The following is a 16,268-nucleotide window of genomic DNA, read 5'->3' as shown; positions in this document are numbered from 1 at the left end:
GACCTCTCTCTCCTTTGCTTTATACAAAAAGAAGGGGGCTCCGTCTGAAAGACGGGGCCCCCTTCTCTGTATACGAACGTATCAGCGAAAACGGGAACGCCGGTCTCTCGGACGGCGGGGCAGCGCCAGCAGCACTACCAGGGTAATCAGCAGCAGGCCAATCAGGCCCAGCAGGGAAACGGACAAAATCCCCAGAATAACAATAATGGACGCCATAATGATGGCGTCCAGCAGGATGGCGGTATGAGCGGCGCAGGAGGCGCCATTGGCACGGGCGCAGGAGAAGGCCTCCCCAGCGAATGCTGCGGCGGTCATGGGGGCAGCGGTAGCAACCTGACGCATGATCCCTTCTCCTTTCTCGTTGGCGTGTGTTTGTGATATTTACCATACGGGAGCGGCAGAAAAAAGTCAACCCGAAATCGTTGTCTGCAAATTTTTTTGGACCACCCGCAGAAATTTTTCCAAATGCTTTTTTTATTTTCTGTAAAAAACAGACAAAAAGGGGAGCAGACATCGCCAAGGCGTTGTCTGCTCTCCTTTATAAAGGTCATACAGCCGACCGGGTCCGGCGCAGGGCGTGGACCCCCAGACACAGCGCCACCGTCAGCACCATGTCCGCCAGGGTATAGCCCAGGAGGATGTCCGCCCGCATCAGCAGGCGATAGGCGGCGAAGCCCACCAGCCAGATGCCCAGGTTCCACCCGTCCACATCCTGCCGGAAGTGATCCTGCCGCAGAAGGAAGGTGTCGGCGATCTGAATGGCGATCATGGGGGCGAACACGGAGCCGATCAGATAGAGAAAATCGGTGATGTCGTCCATGGGGAAGAGGATGGCCCCCGCCACGCCGATCACCGTCACCGCCACGGCAGTCCACTTGCCGCTGAGCTTTTTGGACAGGGACTCGGCGGAAATGCCGGCGGACCAGGCGTCCAGGAAGGTGGTGGTCACGGTGGAGAGAATCAGAATCACCAAAGCCGCGATACCAAGGCCTGCCTTCACCATGATGGCGGCGATGTCGTACTCGCCGGTGTAGATGGCGGCGCCCATGCCGATGACGTACATCCAGCAGGACACCAGGCCGTACACCACCACGCTGGCTACGGTGGCCCGGACGGGCTTTTCCGCCTCCCGGGTGTAGTCGGAGATCAGCGGCAGCCAGCTCAGGGGCATAGCCACTGCCAGCTCCACCGCGGCGCCGAAGGTCATGGCCTCCCCCAGATCGCCGCCCGCCGGCGCGCCGGAGAAGAAGATCACCCTGCACAGCACCACCGTCAGGACGAGCAGCGCCGCCATGGCGATCTTGTTGAGAAGTCCCAGGTTGGTGACGCCCACCAGGATCCACACCACGATGAGCCCGCCGATCACCAGGCACCAGACCCAGCGGCCCACGTTGAAGATGCCGCCGATGGCCAGGGCCCCGTCGTAGATCATGATGGCGGTCCAGCCCAGCAGCTGCAAAACGTTCAAAAAGGCGAAGAGCAGTCCGCCCTTCTGACCGAAGGACATCTTCACCGTCTCCATGGCGCTGCGGCCGGTGCGGCCGCCGATGAGGCCCGCCAGCAGCATCATGGCGCAGCCGATCACATGGCCGACCACCACGGCGGCCAGACCCCTGGCCATGCCCAGGGGGGCGAAGTAGGTGCCGGTCAGGATCTCCGCCAGGGAGACGCCGGCGCCGAACCAGATGAGTGCGTTTTGAAAGGTCGAGGTCTTTTTCATATCTGCTCCTTTCTCCGCGGGCCGCTCAGTCCCGCTCCTCCCAGGCCATGTCCCAGAAGGATGCCTCGTACCGGGAACAGGCGGTGAAGATCTCCTCCAGACGGCGGAGCTGGGCTTCGGTGTAGTCCGCCGTCAGCCGCTCCAGCATGTCCTTCAGGATCACGTTGTTGCCGGTGTAGCGCTCGGTGATGTAGCCCCGGACCCACCGGCCGTACAGGGGGTGGTTGGGGGCGTCGGGCCGCTCGGCCACGATTTTGCGGGCGATGACCTCGTAGCTGTACGCGCAGGAGAAGATGGCGGTGAGCACCTCGGCCTCGCCGCCCTTGTAGGCCACGCTGAGCATGTAAGCGGTATAGGAGCGGTTGTCCTGGGCGATGGGCGTCCGGTCCAGTTCCTCCTGGGTGATGCCGAAATCGGCCATGTAGCCGTTGTGGACGTTGACCTCGCCGTCCAGAATGGCCTGGATGTACTTGGCGAAGAGCTTCATGACCTCCACGCTGTGGCTCTTGGCCACGCCCACGGCAAAGACCTTGGTGTAGTCCATGAGATACCAGTAGTCCTGGATGATGTAGCGGCGGAACTTCTTTACGTCCAGGGTGCCGTCACCCAGTCCCCGGACGAAGGGCTTGTCGTGATACCCCGCCCAGATGTCCTCCGTGGCCTTCAGCAGCCGTTCCACAGTGCTCATGCCGCACCTCCTTCTCTCAGCATGGTCCGCCGCAGCACCCGCAGCGGCAGGACCGATACGATCACGATGCTCAAAATGCCCTCCACCAGGCGGGGAGAGTTGTACACCAGGCTGTATCCCCAGGCACCCCAGCCGTCCCAGGCGTTCTGGGAGTAGAAGATCACGCCGCTGAGCACATGGCCCGCGCAGCGGATCGCCACGGCCAGCGCCATACCGCACACGGCCTTCCACCGCTTGTCCCCGCCGAAGACCCCGGCGTAGCCCAGGCAGGAAAAGCACACCAGCTGCTGCACGAAGATCTGGGCCCAGTGGACCGCCTCCCAGCCCGGAATAAGGATCATAGCCAGGATGCCGCACACCCAGCCCGTCACCATGGACAGGCGGTAGTCGTACACCAGCGCCGCCAGCATCAGGGGGATCCAGGACCCACAGGTGATGTTGGACCCGGTGGGCAGGGGGATGCGGATGGTAGCCAGCACCAGCGTCAGAGCGCAGAGCACGCCCCCCAGGCACAGCGCCCGGGCGTTCAGCCGCAGCCCCCGGCACAGCCACACCGTCACCGCCAGATAGACCACGGCGAACACCGCGGTGATGACAAGGGCGGTCATTCCACGAACGCCCCTTTCAGGTCAAACATGTGGTTCATGGGCCCCGCGCCCCTGCCCAGGTCCAGCTGGGCGCTCAGGGCGCCGGAGATGTACTCCTTGGCCCGCTCCACGGAGGTGTCCAGGTCATGGCCCTTGGCAAGGTTGGAGGCGATGGCGCTGGAGAGGGTGCAGCCGGTGCCGTGGGTGTTGGGGTTGTCGATCCGGCGGCCCCGGAACCACTTTCCGGTACCGTTGCGCCAGAGCAGGTCGTCGGCGTCGTTGATCTGGTGGCCGCCCTTGCACAGCACGGCGCAGCCGTAGCGCTCGCTGATGGCCCGGGCGGCGGCCTCCATCCCCTCGGGGCCGGTGATGGTCATGCCGGAGAGCAGCTCCGCCTCCGGAATGTTGGGGGTCAGGACTGTGGCCAGGGGCAGCAGCCGCTCCTTCAGCGTCTCCACCGCCGTCTCGGAGATCAGCCGGGCGCCGGAGGTGGCCACCATCACCGGGTCCACCACGATCCGCTCCGCGCCGTACTGGCGGAGTTTGTCGGCGATGACCTCGATCAGGGCGGAGGAGGAGACCATGCCGATCTTCACGGCGTCGGGATAGATGTCGGTGAACACCGCGTCCAGTTCCGCCGCCAGGAAGGCCGGGGTGGCCTCCAGGATGTCTGTGACGCCGGTGGTATTCTGGGCAGTGAGAGCCGTGACGGCGCTCATGGCGTATACGCCGTTGGCCGTCATGGTCTTGATGTCTGCCTGGATCCCGGCGCCTCCGCTGGAATCGCTTCCAGCAATGGTCAATGCTGTTTTCATATTCGTTTCTCCTTTCTTTTCAACAGCACAGTTTTATAAGGCGATACAAGGTGGTGCCCCCAATGTACCGCGCGTCGGAAATTTCCCTTCCCTCGACCGCGGAACGCTCCGCCGGACGGGAAATTTCCTCCTTCTCCGGCGAAAGCGATCTTTCGCCGGGTTGGGACAACTTCAGTTCCGGGCCATCTCCTCGGACAAGGCCAGCAGCTCCCTGGCCGCAGCCTTCACATCCGGTTGGGCGAACAGGGCGGAGACCACCGCCACGCCCGCAAGGCCGCAGCCGGAGAGCTGGGGCAGGTTCTCCCGGGTGATGCCGCCGATGGCCACCGCCGGGATGTCCACCGCCGCCGTGACGGCGCGGATGGTCTCCCGGGTGATGGGCTTGGCGTCGGTCTTGGTGCCGGTCGAAAAGGCGGCGCCCACGCCCAAATAGTCGGCTCCCGCCGCCTGGGCCGCCAGGGCCTCGGTCACATTGTGGGCGGAGACGCCCACGATCTTGTCCGGCCCCAGGACCTCCCGGGCCCGGCCGGCGGCCAGGTCCTCCTGGCCCACGTGGACGCCGTCGGCGTCCGCCGCCAGGGCGATGTCCACATCGTCGTTGATGATGCTGACGGCGCCCTTCTCCCGGCACAGCGCCACAAAGCGCTTCGCCTCCTTTAAAAAGGCATCGTGGTCCAGGTGCTTTTCCCGCAGCTGCACGATGCCCGCGCCGCCGTCGATGGCGGCGGCGATCTGGTCCATGAGGGCGTCCTCGTCCGCCGCCCAGGCCCGGTCGGTGACGGCATACAGCCGCAGCTGGCTTCCGTTGAGTTTCATATGGCTCCTCCTTATGACGCAAAAAACCGCGGACACACCAAAATCGGTCGTCCGCGGCGATACGCCCCATGATTTCCCTACGTTGGCATGATCCAAATCAGGTCAGGTCGGGACCTTGACGGTCCCCTCTCAGCCCGGCGATACGGACTCCCCTTTGTTTACTTATTGTTTAATATACGCCTCTTTTTTCCACATTGCAAGGGCAGTCCGTGGATTTTTTCACGATCTTTTTGCCGCCGCCCTTGACAACCCCGGTTGGCGGTGCCATAATAGACCTCGTAAAAACACAGGGGAGCCATTCGGCTGAGAGGAAGCGACCGCTTCGACCCTCCACCTGATGTGGGTAATGCCACCGTAGGAAGTCATCATCCGAGCTGACGCGGCGGGCGGCCCAGGTGGGTCCCCGCCGTTTTTTCCACTCTTTTGAGAAAGGAGCGTGGAGAGAAAACCGTTTTCCGGCGCCCCGGGCCATCCGGGAGCGGGCCGAGGGGGAGCGCCCTGGGTCCGGGCCGGCCAAGCAGCGATGGGAAGCCGTGTTCCGGCGTGAGAGGAGGCCAGTGAGCCTCGACCGCATTTCTCCGCAGGCGGAGGTGTATCCGCCTGTGCCTTGCCCTGCAAGGGGGAGACGCTGCCTTGGATCGCCGTTTTCTCCCTGCCATTCTTTCATCAAAGGAGTTTTTTGTCATGAGAAGCATTTCCACCAAGAAGCTGGCCCTGGCCGGCGTGCTGTGCGCCGTGGCCGTCGTGGGGAGCCTGTTCTCCTTCCCCGTCTTTTCCAGCAAGTGCGCCCCGGTGCAGCACATGGTGAACGTCCTGTGCGCCGTGTTCCTGGGTCCCTGGTACGGCGTGGCCGTGGCCTTCGTGGCCAGCCTCCTGCGCAACCTTCTGGGCCTGGGGTCCCTGCTGGCCTTCCCGGGCAGCATGTGCGGCGCGCTGCTGTGCGGCCTGGTGTACTGGAAGTCCAAGAACCTGCTGGGCACCCTGTGCGCCGAGGTGTTCGGCACCGGCATCATCGGCGGCCTGCTGTCCTACCCCATCGCCATCGCCTTCATGGGCGTGGTGGCCGGCTCCATTGGCTACACTGCCTATGTGGTGCCCTTCCTGGTGTCCACCGTGGGCGGGTCCATCATCGCCGGCGTGCTGGTGACCGCCCTGAAGAAGAGCGGCGCCCTGCACTCCATGCAGGCCACCCTGAGCCGCTGAGGCATTCTCTCCCAAGGAGCGTGTATCCATGATCGATTTCACCCGGCTGGAGGAGGTCCGGCAGCGCCGTCCCCTCATCCACTGCGTCAGCAACATCGTCACCGCGGGCGACTGCGCCAACCTTGCCCTGGCGGTGGGGGCCAGCCCCATGATGGCCCACGCGCCGGAGGAGATGGCGGACATCACCGCCCTCTCCGACGCCACGGTGCTCAACACCGGCACGCCGGATGAGATCCGCTTCGAGGTCTGCGCCCTGTGCGCCAAGGCGGCGGGCGCCGCTTCCCAGCCGGTGGTGCTGGACCCGGTGGGCGTGGGGGCCTCCCCCTGGCGCCTGCGGCGGGTCCGGGAGCTGCTGCACCTCGCCACGCCCTCCATCCTCCGGGTGAACCTGGGGGAGGCCCGGGCCCTGGCCGGGGAGAGCGGCCGGGAGCAGGGGGTGGACAGCCCCGATCCCGCCAGCCGGGACGCCCGCCTGGCCGCGGCGAAAGCCCTGGCCCTCCGCCGCCACACGGCGGTGCTGCTGAGCGGGCCGGAGGACATCGTCACCGACGGCGCCGCCGCCTGGTGCCTGCCCGGCGGCAGCGATCTCATGGCCTTTGTCACCGGCACGGGCTGTATGCTCTCGGTGCTGTGCGGCGTGTTCGCCGCTGTGGAGCCGGACCCCGCCAAGGCCGCCGTGCTGGCCTCCGCCTTCTGGAAGGTCTGCTCCCGCCGGGCGGAAGAGGCCGCCGCGGGAAGGGGCCCCGGCACCTTCCGCGCCGCCCTGATGGATGCCGCCGCCAGCCTCACCCCCGCCGACTTCGCCGCTCTGGCCCGGATCGAGCAGCTGTAAATCCCATCTTGTCCCAAACGGGAGCGCCTGCGGCGCTTCCGTTTTTTCCGGTCTACTTTGCCCCGGCGGCGCATAAGGTTGTCCCAGAGGTGAGACGAATGAAGCGACGGGCTTTTTTCTCCGGCGCCCTGCGGCGGGGCGGAGCGGTGTGCCTGGCGGCGGGAACGCTGTGGGCAGCGGCGGTCACCGCCGGCAGCGATACCTTTTCGGAGGCCTGGACGGCCCTGCGGGCCTCCGCGCCCCAGGGCATCCTCCACTGGGAGCTGGGGGACCTGTGGCAGGCCGACCAGCTCTCCGCCGCCGCGGCCCTGGCCATCGGGGAGTCGCCCCTGCTGCTGTCGGCCCGGCCGGCGGTGGCGGAGCTGTGGTCCTCGGACCGGGAAGAGCGACCGGAGGCGGAGGGGGAGACAGAGGAGATCGTCACCGAGCCGGTGACGGAGACGCCCCTGGAGGCCCCGGAGGCCGCCGACAACGGCGTGGCCGCCCGGACATTGGTCCCCACGGACCCCAGCGGCTACACGGTCTGCGGCTCCGTGTACATCAGCAACAGCACGGACCACGCCCTGACCGTGTCGGAGCTGACAGAGCCCTTTGACGCCCGGCTGGTGGACGGCTCGCCCCAGATCCTGATCCTCCACAGCCACGGCAGCGAGTCCTACACTCCCGCCGGGGACACGGAGGTGGTCTGGTCCGGGGACCACCGGACCACCGACACCCGCTACAACGTGGTGAAGGTGGGGGACGAGATGGCGGAGGAATTCACCGCGGCGGGGATCTCCGTCCTCCACGACCGGACCCTGTACGACTACCCCTCCTACTCCGGGGCCTACGACCGGTCCCTGGCGGCCATCGAGAGCTACCTGGCCCAGTACCCCTCCATCCGCTTTATCCTGGACATCCACCGGGACGCCATCGCCGACAGCGAGGGCAACCAGTACAAGGTGGTCTCCACCGTGGAGGGGGAGGGCACCGCCGCCCAGCTGACATTGGTCATGGGCAGCGACGGCAGCGGCCTTGCCCACCCGGACTGGATCGAGAATCTGAAGCTGGGAGTAGCCCTCCAGAGCCGGGTGCTGGAACAGTATCCCACGCTGATGCGGCCCATGCTGCTGCGCAACTCCCGGTACAACCAGCACGCCACCACCGGGTCGCTGCTGCTGGAGGTGGGCGCCGCCGGCAACTCCCCGGAGGAGGCCGCCCTGGCGGGCCGCCTCTTCGCCCGGCAGATGGCCCAGCTTCTGATCGAGCTGGGGAAGTGAGGGCGTCAGCCCCGGCCCGACGGGCCGGGGCTGACACGCGCTGTGGGCAGGGGAGCGGTCCGGCAGGGCGCCTTTCGTCTCCCGCGCCTCATCCCGTTCCCCTTGCGGGAAGCGGTGTCTCACGGAGTTCTGCCGCCCGAAGCCTCTTTTCCGCCGCCCACAGGCGGCGGAATCTTTTTGATCCCGTCATTTCCAGGGAAATCGAGTCCGCTTTGCCATGAAATCTTTCGTCTGAAAAGGCCATGGGCCTTTTCAGACGAAATAAAAATCCCGTCCCAAAAGCGGGACGGGATTTTTTAAGTGATTTACTCGGTCACGTAGGGCAGCAGAGCGATCTGACGGGCGCGCTTGATGGCCTCGGTCAGCTGGCGCTGATGCATGGCGCAGGTACCGGTGGTCCGGCGGGGCAGGATCTTGGACCGCTCGGACACGAAACGGCGCAGCTTGGCGGCGTCCTTGTAATCGATATACTCGCACTTGTCCGCGCAGAACTGGCAAACCTTACGGCGCTTGCCGCGGGCAGGGCGCGCGGGTCTGGCTTCACGATCAATGGCCATGTGAGGGTTCCTCCTTTATCAAAGTGTGATCAGCTTCCCGTAAAGGCGGGGCTGAGGAAAAGTGCCGGCAAACGGCACAGAAAATCAAAACGGCAGCTCGCCGTCCTCCTCGCCGATCTCGGCGAAGTCGGACATGCCTCCGGCGGGGGCGGCGCCGCGGCCAGCGGCGGGCGCTCCGTAGGAAGCGGGGGCTCCGTACGCGGGGGGCGCGCCGAAATCGCTGCCGCCGTCCCGCTTGGAATCACCGAAATAGACGTTGTCGGCCACGACTTCGGCGCTTCTGCGCTTTCCGCCGTCCCGGTCCGTCCAGTCGCGGATCTGCAGCCGGCCCTCCACCACGGCCATGCGGCCCTTGGTGAAGTACTTGCTGACGAACTCCGCGGTGCTGCGCCAGGCCACCACGTCGATGAAGTCGGTCTCCTTCTCGCCGCTCTGGGACTTGAAGTCCCGGTCCACGGCCAGGGAGAAGGACGTGACGGGGGTGCCGCTTCCGGTGCGGCGCAGCTCGGGGTCACGGGTCAGGCGACCCATGAGGATGATTCTGTTGAGCATGAGCCCGGCCTCCTTACTCGCCCTTGCAGACGATCAGGGACCGCATGATGCCGTCGGTAATGCCCAGAACACGATCCAGCTCCTTGGGGAAGGAAGGCTCGCTGGTGAAGCTCATGAGCACGTAGTAACCCTCGGACTTGAAGTTGATGGGATAAGCCAGCTTGCGGCTGCCCCACTCCTCCACCTCAACGGCGGAAGCGTGCTGCTCGGCCAGGGTACGGAACTTCGCCACCAGAGCGGCGATGCCCTCCTCACCCTGTGCAGGGTCGATGATATACACGACCTCATAATTGGCAGAAACCTTTGCCATGTTTGCACCTCCTTTTGGACAAATGGCCCTCATTCTCAGATGAGAGCAAGGATAGCCCGCAGACTGCGAGCCTTATTATTATACAGCAAGGGAGAAAATTGTCAAGAAAAATTTCCGTTTTTCCCCTGTTTTTTTGATTTCCCCCGGTTACGACCACCGGCCCGTGTCCAGATACCGCCCGGCCCGGCGGCGGGCACGGTCCACCACGTCCGCCTCCACCCCCATGATCCGCAGCAGCTCGATGGCGTTGCGGGTGACGGCGGGGCCGGGGCGGAGCCGGTAGTCGAAGAAGATGGCGTCCCCCTCCAGCTGCTCGGTGAAGTGGCCCTCGGCGTAGCGTCCGGCGAGCAGGGGGCCCAGCTCGCCGTCGTGGGTGGCGGCCAGGCACAGCGCGCCCCGGTCCGCCAGGGTCTCCAGCACGGCGCTGGCGGCGGCAATCCGCTCCACGGTGTTGGTGCCCCGCAGCACTTCGTCCACGGCGCAGAGGACCGCCCCCTCTTCCGCCGCCGCATCCAGGATGCGCTTTAGGGACCGGGTCTCCACGATATAGTAGCTCTCCCCGGCGCGCAGGTCGTCCTGCAATGCCATGGAGGTGTAGATCCGGAAGGCGGAGGCGGCGTACCGCTCCGCCGGGCAGGTGCAAAGGCTCTGGGCCAGGACCGCGTTCCAGGCCACGGCCTTGAGGTAGGTGGATTTGCCGGAGGCGTTGGACCCGGTGATGAGCAGGGGCCCCCCGGCGGCAAAATCGTTGGGCACGGCCTCCTCCAGCAGGGGATGGATCATTCCCTCCGCCTCCAGATGGGCGCGGCCGCCGGAGAAGTCCAGCTCCGGCTCCGTCCACCGGGGGAGGCTCTCCCGCCAGGAGGCGGCGGCGATGGCGGCGTCCAGCTTGCCCAGGGCCTCGTGGACCGAAAAGACCGCCTCGTGGCAGCGGCCCAGCTTGTTCTTCAAAAACTCGTAGGCGATGAGGTCCAGCAGCAGCAGCGTGGTCAGCAGGTCCCCGGCGCCGCCGTTGTCGGTCATGGCGGGCAGAGCCCCCACCCGCAGCACGGACCGCAGCTCATCCAGAGCCGCGTAGCTGCCGCCCAGCCACCGGTCCAGCTCCGGCCGCCGCAGCTTTCGGATGCGCTCCAAAGTCTGGACCATGCCCACGGTGTAGTTGACCGTGGCAAAGTCCCGCTGGATGCGCCGCAGGCGGAATTCGTGGAGCCCGGCATTGGCGGAGAGCAGCAAAATCAGCGCCATGGCCGCCTGGCCCTTTCCGAAGGGCAGGGCGCAGGCCGCGGCGATCACTGCAATCACCATCGCCAGATACACCAGCAGCCACCCCGGTCCCCGCTCCGACGGGTAAAAGGCGCCGCACAGGTCCGCCCGCCGGGCCCGGCCCAGGCGGGAGAGCAGGAGCTGCAATGCCAGCCGCAGCTCCCCGTCCCGGCCAATAAGGCCGATCAGGGCCCGGCGGCCGGTCCAGGTGCCCTCGTCCCGGGCGGGGCTGCGGAGCATGTAGTAGAGATACTGCTCCCCGGAGGTGGTGAGCCCGGGGTTGATGCGGCGGAACACCTCGTCCCCCTCCAGGTCGTTCCAGGTGATCTCATCCAACAAAAAGCCGTCCCGGCCGGTGTCCCGGCGGAAGTCGAAGTAGGACCGGATGTGGCCCATATCCCCGGGGAAGTAGTTCACCTCCGGCACCGTGCCGAACTGGCGGCGCAGCCGCGCCGCCGTTTTCCGTCTGCTCGTTCTCACCGGCCTCGTCTCCTTTCCGGCGGTGTGCCGTCAGTCCGCGATGTACTCCCGGACCCGGTAGGTGGCGCCGATCTCCTCCTCGCAGATCTTCCGGCAGGCCTCGATCTCCTCGGCGGGGATGGTGTCCACCACGGTCATCATGACGGTGGGGACGTACTTGCGGACCTCGCGGGTGAAGTCCTTCATGGCCTGGTAGGCGTTCTCCTGCTGGGGGTGGCAGAGGGCGTTGTACTTCTCCGCCGTGTCGGTGTTCAGCGACACGGACACCATGTCGAACCGGCCCGCGAACTCCGGGGCGATGTCCCGGCCGTTGATGAGGGAGCCGGTGCCGTTGGTGTCCATGCGGGTGAAGATCTTGGTGCCGTGGGCCTTCATCTGGTCGATGACCCAGCAGATGTCGTCAAAGCGGTAGGTGGGCTCGCCGAAGCCCACGAACACCAGCTGCTTGTATTTGGAGAGGTCCCTGCTCTCGATGGAGGAGAGGATCTCCTCCTTCGTGGGCTCCCGCTTGAGCCAGAGATTGTGAGTGTAGATGCTGCCGCCGGAGTTCTGGTTGTGGCGCAGGCAGAACTCGCAGTTGAAGTTGCAGCGGTTGGTGGGGTTCACATACAGGTTGTCCCCGTATTCATAGGTGATGGTAAAGCCTTTTTCCATGCAGATCGCTCCTTTTTTCACTCGATCCCGTCCAGATGGAGGCCGGACAGGGTAAACATACCGTTTTCATATTGGACGCAGGCGGAGAGATCCGCCGCGTACCAGGCCGTGGGCGGGTAGTCCTCCCCCTCCAGCCAGGCGCTGCCGCGGAAGCGGATGGGGACCCCATAGGGGTCGTCCGGGTCCACGTCAAACCCAACGATGCTCCCGGCGGCCAGCCCCTGGGGCGGGGTTCTGCCCTCTGTCAGCTCCGTGATCTCCAGCAGCTCCCGGCCCAGGACCGCGAAGGTCCGGCCCTCCACGGTCTCCACCCGGAGCGCCGCCGTCAGCTGTCCGCCGCAGAGGTCGTCCTCCGGCAGGCGGTAGTCCGTCAGGGTGCCGTCCTCGTTCTTCTCCACGATGTGCAGCTGCTCGATGGAGACCCCGGTGCCGCTGCCGTAACAGCAGACCACCGCCAGTTCCTCCGCGCCGTCGCCGTCGGCGTCCACCTGCCGGAGCCGGGGGGCCACGGTGCGGGGCGTCCGGTAGGGTCAGTCGAACTCCGCCAGGGTATCTCCCCACCGGAGCAGCAGCCGGTCCTCCTCGCCGGCCAGGCCGTAGAGGGCCGCGTCCTCCGTCCGCGCCAGCAGGGCCGCCGGCTCCGCCGTCTGGTCCCACTCTGCCAGCCGCCTCACTTCCTCCGGCAGGTCATAGGCCGTCTCCGGCGTTCGCCCCTCCGTCACCACGGCGGGGGCGGAGAGGACGGGCAGGTCCTCCGTCTCCGGCAGGGCGGTGGAAACGGCAGCTTCCGTCCCGGCATCCGCCGGGTCAGAGATGTCCGCCGCCGGGGCGGCGCAGCCCGCCAGCAGCAGGCACAAAAGAGAACCTGCCAACAGCCGTTTCATGCCTTCCCCTCCAGCCCGAACAACCGCAGGCCGTTGCGCCAGGTGATGCCGATGATCTCCTCTGTGGTGACGCCCTTCCACTCCGCCAGTTTTTCCGCCACGAAGGGAAGATAGCGGCTGTCGTTCCGCTCACCCCGGTGGGGCACCGGCGTCAGGTAGGGGGAATCCGTCTCGATGACCATGCGGTCCAGGGGGGTGATGGCCGCCACCTCCGGGGCCCGTTTGGCGTTTTTATAGGTGATAGGCCCGTCGAAGCCCAGGTACCAGCCCCGCTTCAAAAGCTCCGCCGCCATCTCCGGACTGCCGGAAAAGCAGTGGAACACGCCCCGGAGGGCCGGGTACTCCAGCACGATCCGCAGACTGTCCCCGTGGGCCTCCCGGTCGTGGACGATGACGGGCAGGTCCAGCTCCAGGGCCAGGTCGATCTGGCGGCGGAACACCTGCTCCTGGAATTCCTTCGGCGGGTTCTCCTTCCAGTAGTAGTCCAGGCCGATCTCCCCGATGGCCACCACCTTCTCGTGGGCGCACAGGGCGCGGACGGCGTCGAAGTCGGCGTCGGTGCAGCCGGCGCAGTCCTCCGGGTGGAGGCCCACGGCGGCGTAGACGTGGGGAAATTTCTCCGCCAGAGCGACGGCCGCCCGGGAGGAGGGCACGTCGCACCCCGGGTCCACCACAAGACCCACTCCGGCCTCCGGCAGGGCGGCGAGGACCGCCTCCCGGTCGGCGTTGAAGGCGCCGGAGTCATAGTGGGCATGGGTATCAAAAATGGGCATGAGAACACCTCGTATCCTTGATATAGGGCTATTTTATCACGGTCCCTGCAAAAGAAAAGGGCCAGGGTGTGAATTTTCCCTCCGGCCAGGGGTTTTCAGGCAGCAAAAAAGGACATCCGGAGCGGATGTCCTTTTGAGTCACAACCATCAGCCGATCTTGTTGAGCTTCAGGGTCATGGCGCTCTTGCGGTGAGCGGCCGTGTTCTTGTGCAGAACGCCCTTGGCCACAGCCTGGTCGACTTTCTTCACAGCAACCTTGTACGCGCCATCGGCCTCGGTGCGATTGCCTTCTGCGGCAGCAGCCTCGAACTTCTTGATGGCGGTCTTCAGTTCGGACTTCGTGGCCTTGTTGCGGGCGTTTCTCGCCTCGGCGATCAGAACGCGCTTCTTGGCAGACTTGATATTCGGCAAACCAAACACCTCCCTTTGGCAAAATCATTCGGCGGAATTTCCCACCGTGCAGGATGATATTTTAGCAGGGAAGTTTCCAAAAAGCAAGACTTTTTTCACATTTTCTGTTCAAATTTTGTATATTGTATGGCTGGACGCAAAACCTATGGCCGGAACCACAATATTTTGTGTTGGGAGGCGGCAGATTTTGTTTCAAAAACGCACGGATCTGGCCCTGGAGGCCCGGGAATTGTGGCAGGAATCGGCCCAGAGGACCAGCCGGCTTTCCGGCGTGAAGGCCGTCAAGACCCGCCAGGAGGGCTATCCCGTCACCCGGGTGGACATTCTGGACCAGCGGGGGGAGGAGGCTCTGGGCAAGCCGGTGGGCAGCTATCTGACCATTGACCTGACCACCTTCTGGCAGCGGAAGGCGGACTTTTTCGAGCGGGCAGTCCGGGTGGTGGGGGGCCAGCTGAAGGCCCTGCTGCCGGCAGAGGGCAGCGTGCTGGTGATCGGTCTTGGCAACGCGGCCATGACGCCGGACGCCGTGGGGCCCCTGACCCTGGACAGCGTTCTCATCACCCGGCACCTGATCGCCGCCATGCCCCGGCAGTTTGCGGGCTTTCGCCCCGTGGCGGTGCAGCGGACCGGAGTCCTGGGCACCACCGGCGTGGAGTCGGCAGAGGCGGTGCGGGGTATGGTGGAGCAGGTAAAGCCCGGCCTGGTCATCGCCGTGGACGCCCTGGCCTCCCGGCGGATGGGAAGGGTCTGCGCCACGGTGCAGCTCAGCGACACCGGCATCGTCCCCGGCTCCGGAGTGGGCAACCACCGCGCGGCGCTGAATGCCGAGACATTGGGCGTGCCGGTGATCGCCCTGGGGGTGCCCACGGTGGTGGATGCCGCCACGCTGGCGGCGGACCTTTTGGAGGAGTCCGGCGTGGAGCAGGTGGACGAGGACAAGCTCCGGGAAAACGGCACCTTCATGGTGACCACCCGGGATATCGACCAGCAGGTGCGGGACCTTGCCAAGGTGGTGGGCTACGGCATCAACTGGGCCCTCCAGGACCTGGAGATCGAGGAAATCAACGCCCTTTTGAGCTGAGCGGGGCAGAAAAAAGCGGCCGCCCGCGGAATTCTCCGCGGGCGGCCGTCTCTCTTACTGGAACTTGGGCAGGGTGTTGGCACCGTGAGGCATCAGCGTGGCCCGCAGGTCCCTGCCGCCGTTGAGCCGGCGGGACAGCTCCAGGGCCTCGTCCAGGGTCTTGACCGCATGGATCTTCGCGCTGCCGAAGGCCGCCTGGTCCATGCCGGTGACCACGATCATATGGTACTTCTCCGCGCTCTCCGCGAAGAGGTAGCCGATGAAGGCGCCGATGGAAAAGTTCTCCCGCAAGTCCTTCTCCCGCTCCAGCATGGTGGAAAAGCCCGCGATCTGCCGCTCCGTGTCGGCGTTGCCGAAGCCCTCCTGAGAGCGGGTCACCAGGATGATGGTGCCGTCCTTTTCCACCACCTCCAGGGCATTGCACAGGGTCTTGATGGTCTGATAGAAGTTCAGATCCTTGGGATAGCCGCCGGCGCTGGCGATGACCAGGGGCGTCTTTTCCCGGGCGGGGACGCCGTATATCCGGTCCACCAGGTCGCAGGCCGCCCGGTGGGCGGTGATCCAGTTGCCGGCAAAGGCGGCGATGATCTCCTGGTCGTCATTGACCACCACATTCACCAGGAAGGTGGGGTTGACCATGGAGCAGGCCTCTATCATGTCCGCATGGACCGGGTTGGACGCGTTCATGTTGGCGCTGCGGACCTCCGGATTGGATCCGGCGCCCAGGCCCGGATTGAGGGCCAGGTTGTGGTTTTTCATGATGGTCTCCCGGCCGGAAATGCCCGGCAGGATGCTCTTGCGGCCGCCGCCGAAGCCCGCCATGAAGTGGTAGACCACGCCGCCGGTGAGGATGATCTTGTCGCAGGCCAGGGCCCGCTTGTCCAGCCACACCGGGGTGCCCCGGGTGGTGGTGCCCACATAGGCCAGGTTCTCCTCGTCGGTACACACATGGTCCACCAGGGTGATGCGGTCGTAGACCGCCTGGGTCACCAGGCCCGCGTGCTCCTCCGGCGTCTGGCGGCGGTGGGTGCCGGTGGCGGAGATGATGAGCATGTCCTCATCCCGCACGCCGGCGGCCTCCAGCTCCGCCACCAGGACGGGGATATACGTCTCCGGGGACTGCCAGCGGCGGGTCACGTCGGAGATGACGATGCACACCTTGTCCCCGGCCTTTACCAGCTCCTTCAGCGGGGCGGAGTCCACGGGGTGATCCAGGGCCCAGCGGATGTGCTCCGCCGCCGTCCGCTGGGGCAGCTCTACCTTGTTGGGCTCCAGCTCCGCCGCGATCAGCTCCGCAGGCAGGTGGACCTCAAATTCCTGTTCGCCGCACTTCATCGCTTCTGCCATAATGGGATCGTCTCCTTTTTTGTGCACATTCCGGCT

At 65.5% G+C, this 16,268-nt stretch carries 20 protein-coding genes and 2 riboswitches; of the genes, 4 read left to right on the top strand and 16 right to left on the bottom strand.

All coding sequences use genetic code 11. From position 1 onward, the window contains the following. Positions 1 to 81: 81 nt before the first annotated feature. The 6 genes from KFE19_10105 to thiE all read right to left on the bottom strand — a co-directional run bounded on the left by KFE19_10105 (position 82) and on the right by thiE (position 4,626). Complete coding sequence (locus KFE19_10105; protein ID QUO36782.1) at positions 82 to 342, bottom strand: hypothetical protein; 261 nt, start codon at positions 340 to 342, stop codon at positions 82 to 84. Between the two features lie 205 nt (positions 343 to 547). Next, positions 548 to 1,720 (bottom strand): putative hydroxymethylpyrimidine transporter CytX, encoded by a 1,173-nt coding sequence (gene cytX, locus KFE19_10100; GenBank protein QUO36781.1) that lies wholly within the window; start codon positions 1,718 to 1,720, stop codon positions 548 to 550. Positions 1,721 to 1,745: 25 nt separating this feature from the next. Then, on the bottom strand, positions 1,746 to 2,408 hold the full coding sequence (gene tenA, locus KFE19_10095; GenBank protein QUO36780.1) for a thiaminase II: 663 nt from the start codon (positions 2,406 to 2,408) through the stop codon (positions 1,746 to 1,748). Beyond that, a complete protein-coding gene (locus KFE19_10090; protein QUO36779.1) occupies positions 2,405 to 3,016 on the bottom strand; it encodes an energy-coupled thiamine transporter ThiT in 612 nt (203 codons plus the stop codon). Before KFE19_10090 ends, tenA begins: the two co-directional genes overlap by 4 nt. Further along, on the bottom strand, positions 3,013 to 3,810 hold the full coding sequence (thiD, locus tag KFE19_10085) for a bifunctional hydroxymethylpyrimidine kinase/phosphomethylpyrimidine kinase (GenBank protein QUO36778.1): 798 nt from the start codon (positions 3,808 to 3,810) through the stop codon (positions 3,013 to 3,015). The genes KFE19_10090 and thiD overlap by 4 nt, the downstream gene beginning before the upstream one ends. 171 nt (positions 3,811 to 3,981) lie before the next feature. Then, positions 3,982 to 4,626 carry a thiamine phosphate synthase gene (thiE, locus tag KFE19_10080; GenBank protein ID QUO36777.1) on the bottom strand — a complete coding sequence of 215 codons (645 nt, stop codon included), beginning with the start codon at positions 4,624 to 4,626 and terminating at the stop codon, positions 3,982 to 3,984. 56 nt (positions 4,627 to 4,682) lie between these two features. Then, positions 4,683 to 4,790, bottom strand: a riboswitch (TPP riboswitch). 114 nt (positions 4,791 to 4,904) lie between these two features. Beyond that, positions 4,905 to 5,004, top strand: a riboswitch (TPP riboswitch). 306 nt (positions 5,005 to 5,310) lie between these two features. Here thiE and thiW point away from each other — a divergent pair. The 3 genes from thiW (at position 5,311) to KFE19_10065 (ending at position 7,920) form a co-directional block, all read left to right on the top strand. Next, positions 5,311 to 5,829: an energy coupling factor transporter S component ThiW gene (gene thiW, locus KFE19_10075; GenBank protein ID QUO36776.1), complete on the top strand. Its 519-nt coding sequence runs from the start codon at positions 5,311 to 5,313 to the stop codon at positions 5,827 to 5,829. A gap of 28 nt (positions 5,830 to 5,857) precedes the next feature. Further along, entirely contained in the window at positions 5,858 to 6,661 is an 804-nt protein-coding gene (thiM, locus tag KFE19_10070; protein ID QUO36775.1) for a hydroxyethylthiazole kinase, read from the top strand. A gap of 98 nt (positions 6,662 to 6,759) precedes the next feature. After that, complete coding sequence (locus KFE19_10065) at positions 6,760 to 7,920, top strand: stage II sporulation protein P (GenBank protein ID QUO36774.1); 1,161 nt, start codon at positions 6,760 to 6,762, stop codon at positions 7,918 to 7,920. A 305-nt stretch (positions 7,921 to 8,225) separates the two neighbouring features. On the opposite strand, the gene rpsR is transcribed toward KFE19_10065, so the two are convergent. From rpsR to rpsT, 9 genes are all read right to left on the bottom strand, one after another. After that, complete coding sequence (gene rpsR, locus KFE19_10060; protein QUO36773.1) at positions 8,226 to 8,477, bottom strand: 30S ribosomal protein S18; 252 nt, start codon at positions 8,475 to 8,477, stop codon at positions 8,226 to 8,228. 84 nt (positions 8,478 to 8,561) lie between these two features. Further along, positions 8,562 to 9,029 (bottom strand): single-stranded DNA-binding protein, encoded by a 468-nt coding sequence (locus KFE19_10055; GenBank protein QUO36772.1) that lies wholly within the window; start codon positions 9,027 to 9,029, stop codon positions 8,562 to 8,564. A 13-nt stretch (positions 9,030 to 9,042) separates the two neighbouring features. Then, on the bottom strand, positions 9,043 to 9,339 hold the full coding sequence (gene rpsF, locus KFE19_10050; protein ID QUO36771.1) for a 30S ribosomal protein S6: 297 nt from the start codon (positions 9,337 to 9,339) through the stop codon (positions 9,043 to 9,045). 147 nt (positions 9,340 to 9,486) lie between these two features. After that, positions 9,487 to 11,082, bottom strand: a complete 1,596-nt coding sequence (locus KFE19_10045; GenBank protein ID QUO36770.1) for a hypothetical protein — start codon at positions 11,080 to 11,082, stop codon at positions 9,487 to 9,489. Positions 11,083 to 11,112: 30 nt separating this feature from the next. Further along, a complete protein-coding gene (locus KFE19_10040) occupies positions 11,113 to 11,736 on the bottom strand; it encodes a TatD family nuclease-associated radical SAM protein (protein ID QUO36769.1) in 624 nt (207 codons plus the stop codon). A gap of 17 nt (positions 11,737 to 11,753) precedes the next feature. Beyond that, the gene (locus KFE19_10035; GenBank protein QUO36768.1) at positions 11,754 to 12,245 is read right to left on the bottom strand and encodes a hypothetical protein; all 492 of its coding nucleotides are present in this window, start codon (positions 12,243 to 12,245) and stop codon (positions 11,754 to 11,756) included. 21 nt (positions 12,246 to 12,266) lie between these two features. Next, positions 12,267 to 12,620, bottom strand: a complete 354-nt coding sequence (locus tag KFE19_10030; protein QUO36767.1) for a hypothetical protein — start codon at positions 12,618 to 12,620, stop codon at positions 12,267 to 12,269. Next, positions 12,617 to 13,393, bottom strand: a complete 777-nt coding sequence (locus KFE19_10025; protein ID QUO36766.1) for a TatD family hydrolase — start codon at positions 13,391 to 13,393, stop codon at positions 12,617 to 12,619. Before KFE19_10025 ends, KFE19_10030 begins: the two co-directional genes overlap by 4 nt. A 147-nt stretch (positions 13,394 to 13,540) precedes the next feature. After that, positions 13,541 to 13,804, bottom strand: a complete 264-nt coding sequence (rpsT, locus tag KFE19_10020) for a 30S ribosomal protein S20 (protein QUO36765.1) — start codon at positions 13,802 to 13,804, stop codon at positions 13,541 to 13,543. A gap of 187 nt (positions 13,805 to 13,991) precedes the next feature. Between rpsT and gpr the strand changes: the two genes are divergently transcribed. Beyond that, entirely contained in the window at positions 13,992 to 14,885 is an 894-nt protein-coding gene (gpr, locus tag KFE19_10015) for a GPR endopeptidase (protein ID QUO36764.1), read from the top strand. Positions 14,886 to 14,939: 54 nt separating this feature from the next. Here gpr and larA read toward each other — a convergent pair whose 3' ends face one another. Continuing rightward, positions 14,940 to 16,235, bottom strand: a complete 1,296-nt coding sequence (gene larA / locus KFE19_10010; protein ID QUO39590.1) for a nickel-dependent lactate racemase — start codon at positions 16,233 to 16,235, stop codon at positions 14,940 to 14,942. Positions 16,236 to 16,268 lie beyond the last annotated feature (33 nt).

The organism is Dysosmobacter sp. Marseille-Q4140, from assembly GCA_018228705.1.
GTDB lineage: Bacteria > Bacillota > Clostridia > Oscillospirales > Oscillospiraceae > Oscillibacter.
The sequence above is the reverse complement of the archived record's forward strand: the minus strand, read 5'-3'. Positions and strand labels throughout refer to the sequence as shown.

Bases quoted from the DNA above. Each gene is read 5' to 3' on its own strand.
- KFE19_10105 (QUO36782.1), bottom strand. From the start codon at position 342: ATGCGTCAGGTTGCTACCGCTGCCCCCATGACCGCCGCAGCATTCGCT.
- cytX (QUO36781.1), bottom strand. From the start codon at position 1,720: ATGAAAAAGACCTCGACCTTTCAAAACGCACTCATCTGGTTCGGCGCC.
- tenA (QUO36780.1), bottom strand. From the start codon at position 2,408: ATGAGCACTGTGGAACGGCTGCTGAAGGCCACGGAGGACATCTGGGCG.
- KFE19_10090 (QUO36779.1), bottom strand. From the start codon at position 3,016: ATGACCGCCCTTGTCATCACCGCGGTGTTCGCCGTGGTCTATCTGGCG.
- thiD (QUO36778.1), bottom strand. From the start codon at position 3,810: ATGAAAACAGCATTGACCATTGCTGGAAGCGATTCCAGCGGAGGCGCC.
- thiE (QUO36777.1), bottom strand. From the start codon at position 4,626: ATGAAACTCAACGGAAGCCAGCTGCGGCTGTATGCCGTCACCGACCGG.
- thiW (QUO36776.1), top strand. From the start codon at position 5,311: ATGAGAAGCATTTCCACCAAGAAGCTGGCCCTGGCCGGCGTGCTGTGC.
- thiM (QUO36775.1), top strand. From the start codon at position 5,858: ATGATCGATTTCACCCGGCTGGAGGAGGTCCGGCAGCGCCGTCCCCTC.
- KFE19_10065 (QUO36774.1), top strand. From the start codon at position 6,760: ATGAAGCGACGGGCTTTTTTCTCCGGCGCCCTGCGGCGGGGCGGAGCG.
- rpsR (QUO36773.1), bottom strand. From the start codon at position 8,477: ATGGCCATTGATCGTGAAGCCAGACCCGCGCGCCCTGCCCGCGGCAAG.
- KFE19_10055 (QUO36772.1), bottom strand. From the start codon at position 9,029: ATGCTCAACAGAATCATCCTCATGGGTCGCCTGACCCGTGACCCCGAG.
- rpsF (QUO36771.1), bottom strand. From the start codon at position 9,339: ATGGCAAAGGTTTCTGCCAATTATGAGGTCGTGTATATCATCGACCCT.
- KFE19_10040 (QUO36769.1), bottom strand. From the start codon at position 11,736: ATGGAAAAAGGCTTTACCATCACCTATGAATACGGGGACAACCTGTAT.
- KFE19_10030 (QUO36767.1), bottom strand. From the start codon at position 12,620: ATGAAACGGCTGTTGGCAGGTTCTCTTTTGTGCCTGCTGCTGGCGGGC.
- KFE19_10025 (QUO36766.1), bottom strand. From the start codon at position 13,393: ATGCCCATTTTTGATACCCATGCCCACTATGACTCCGGCGCCTTCAAC.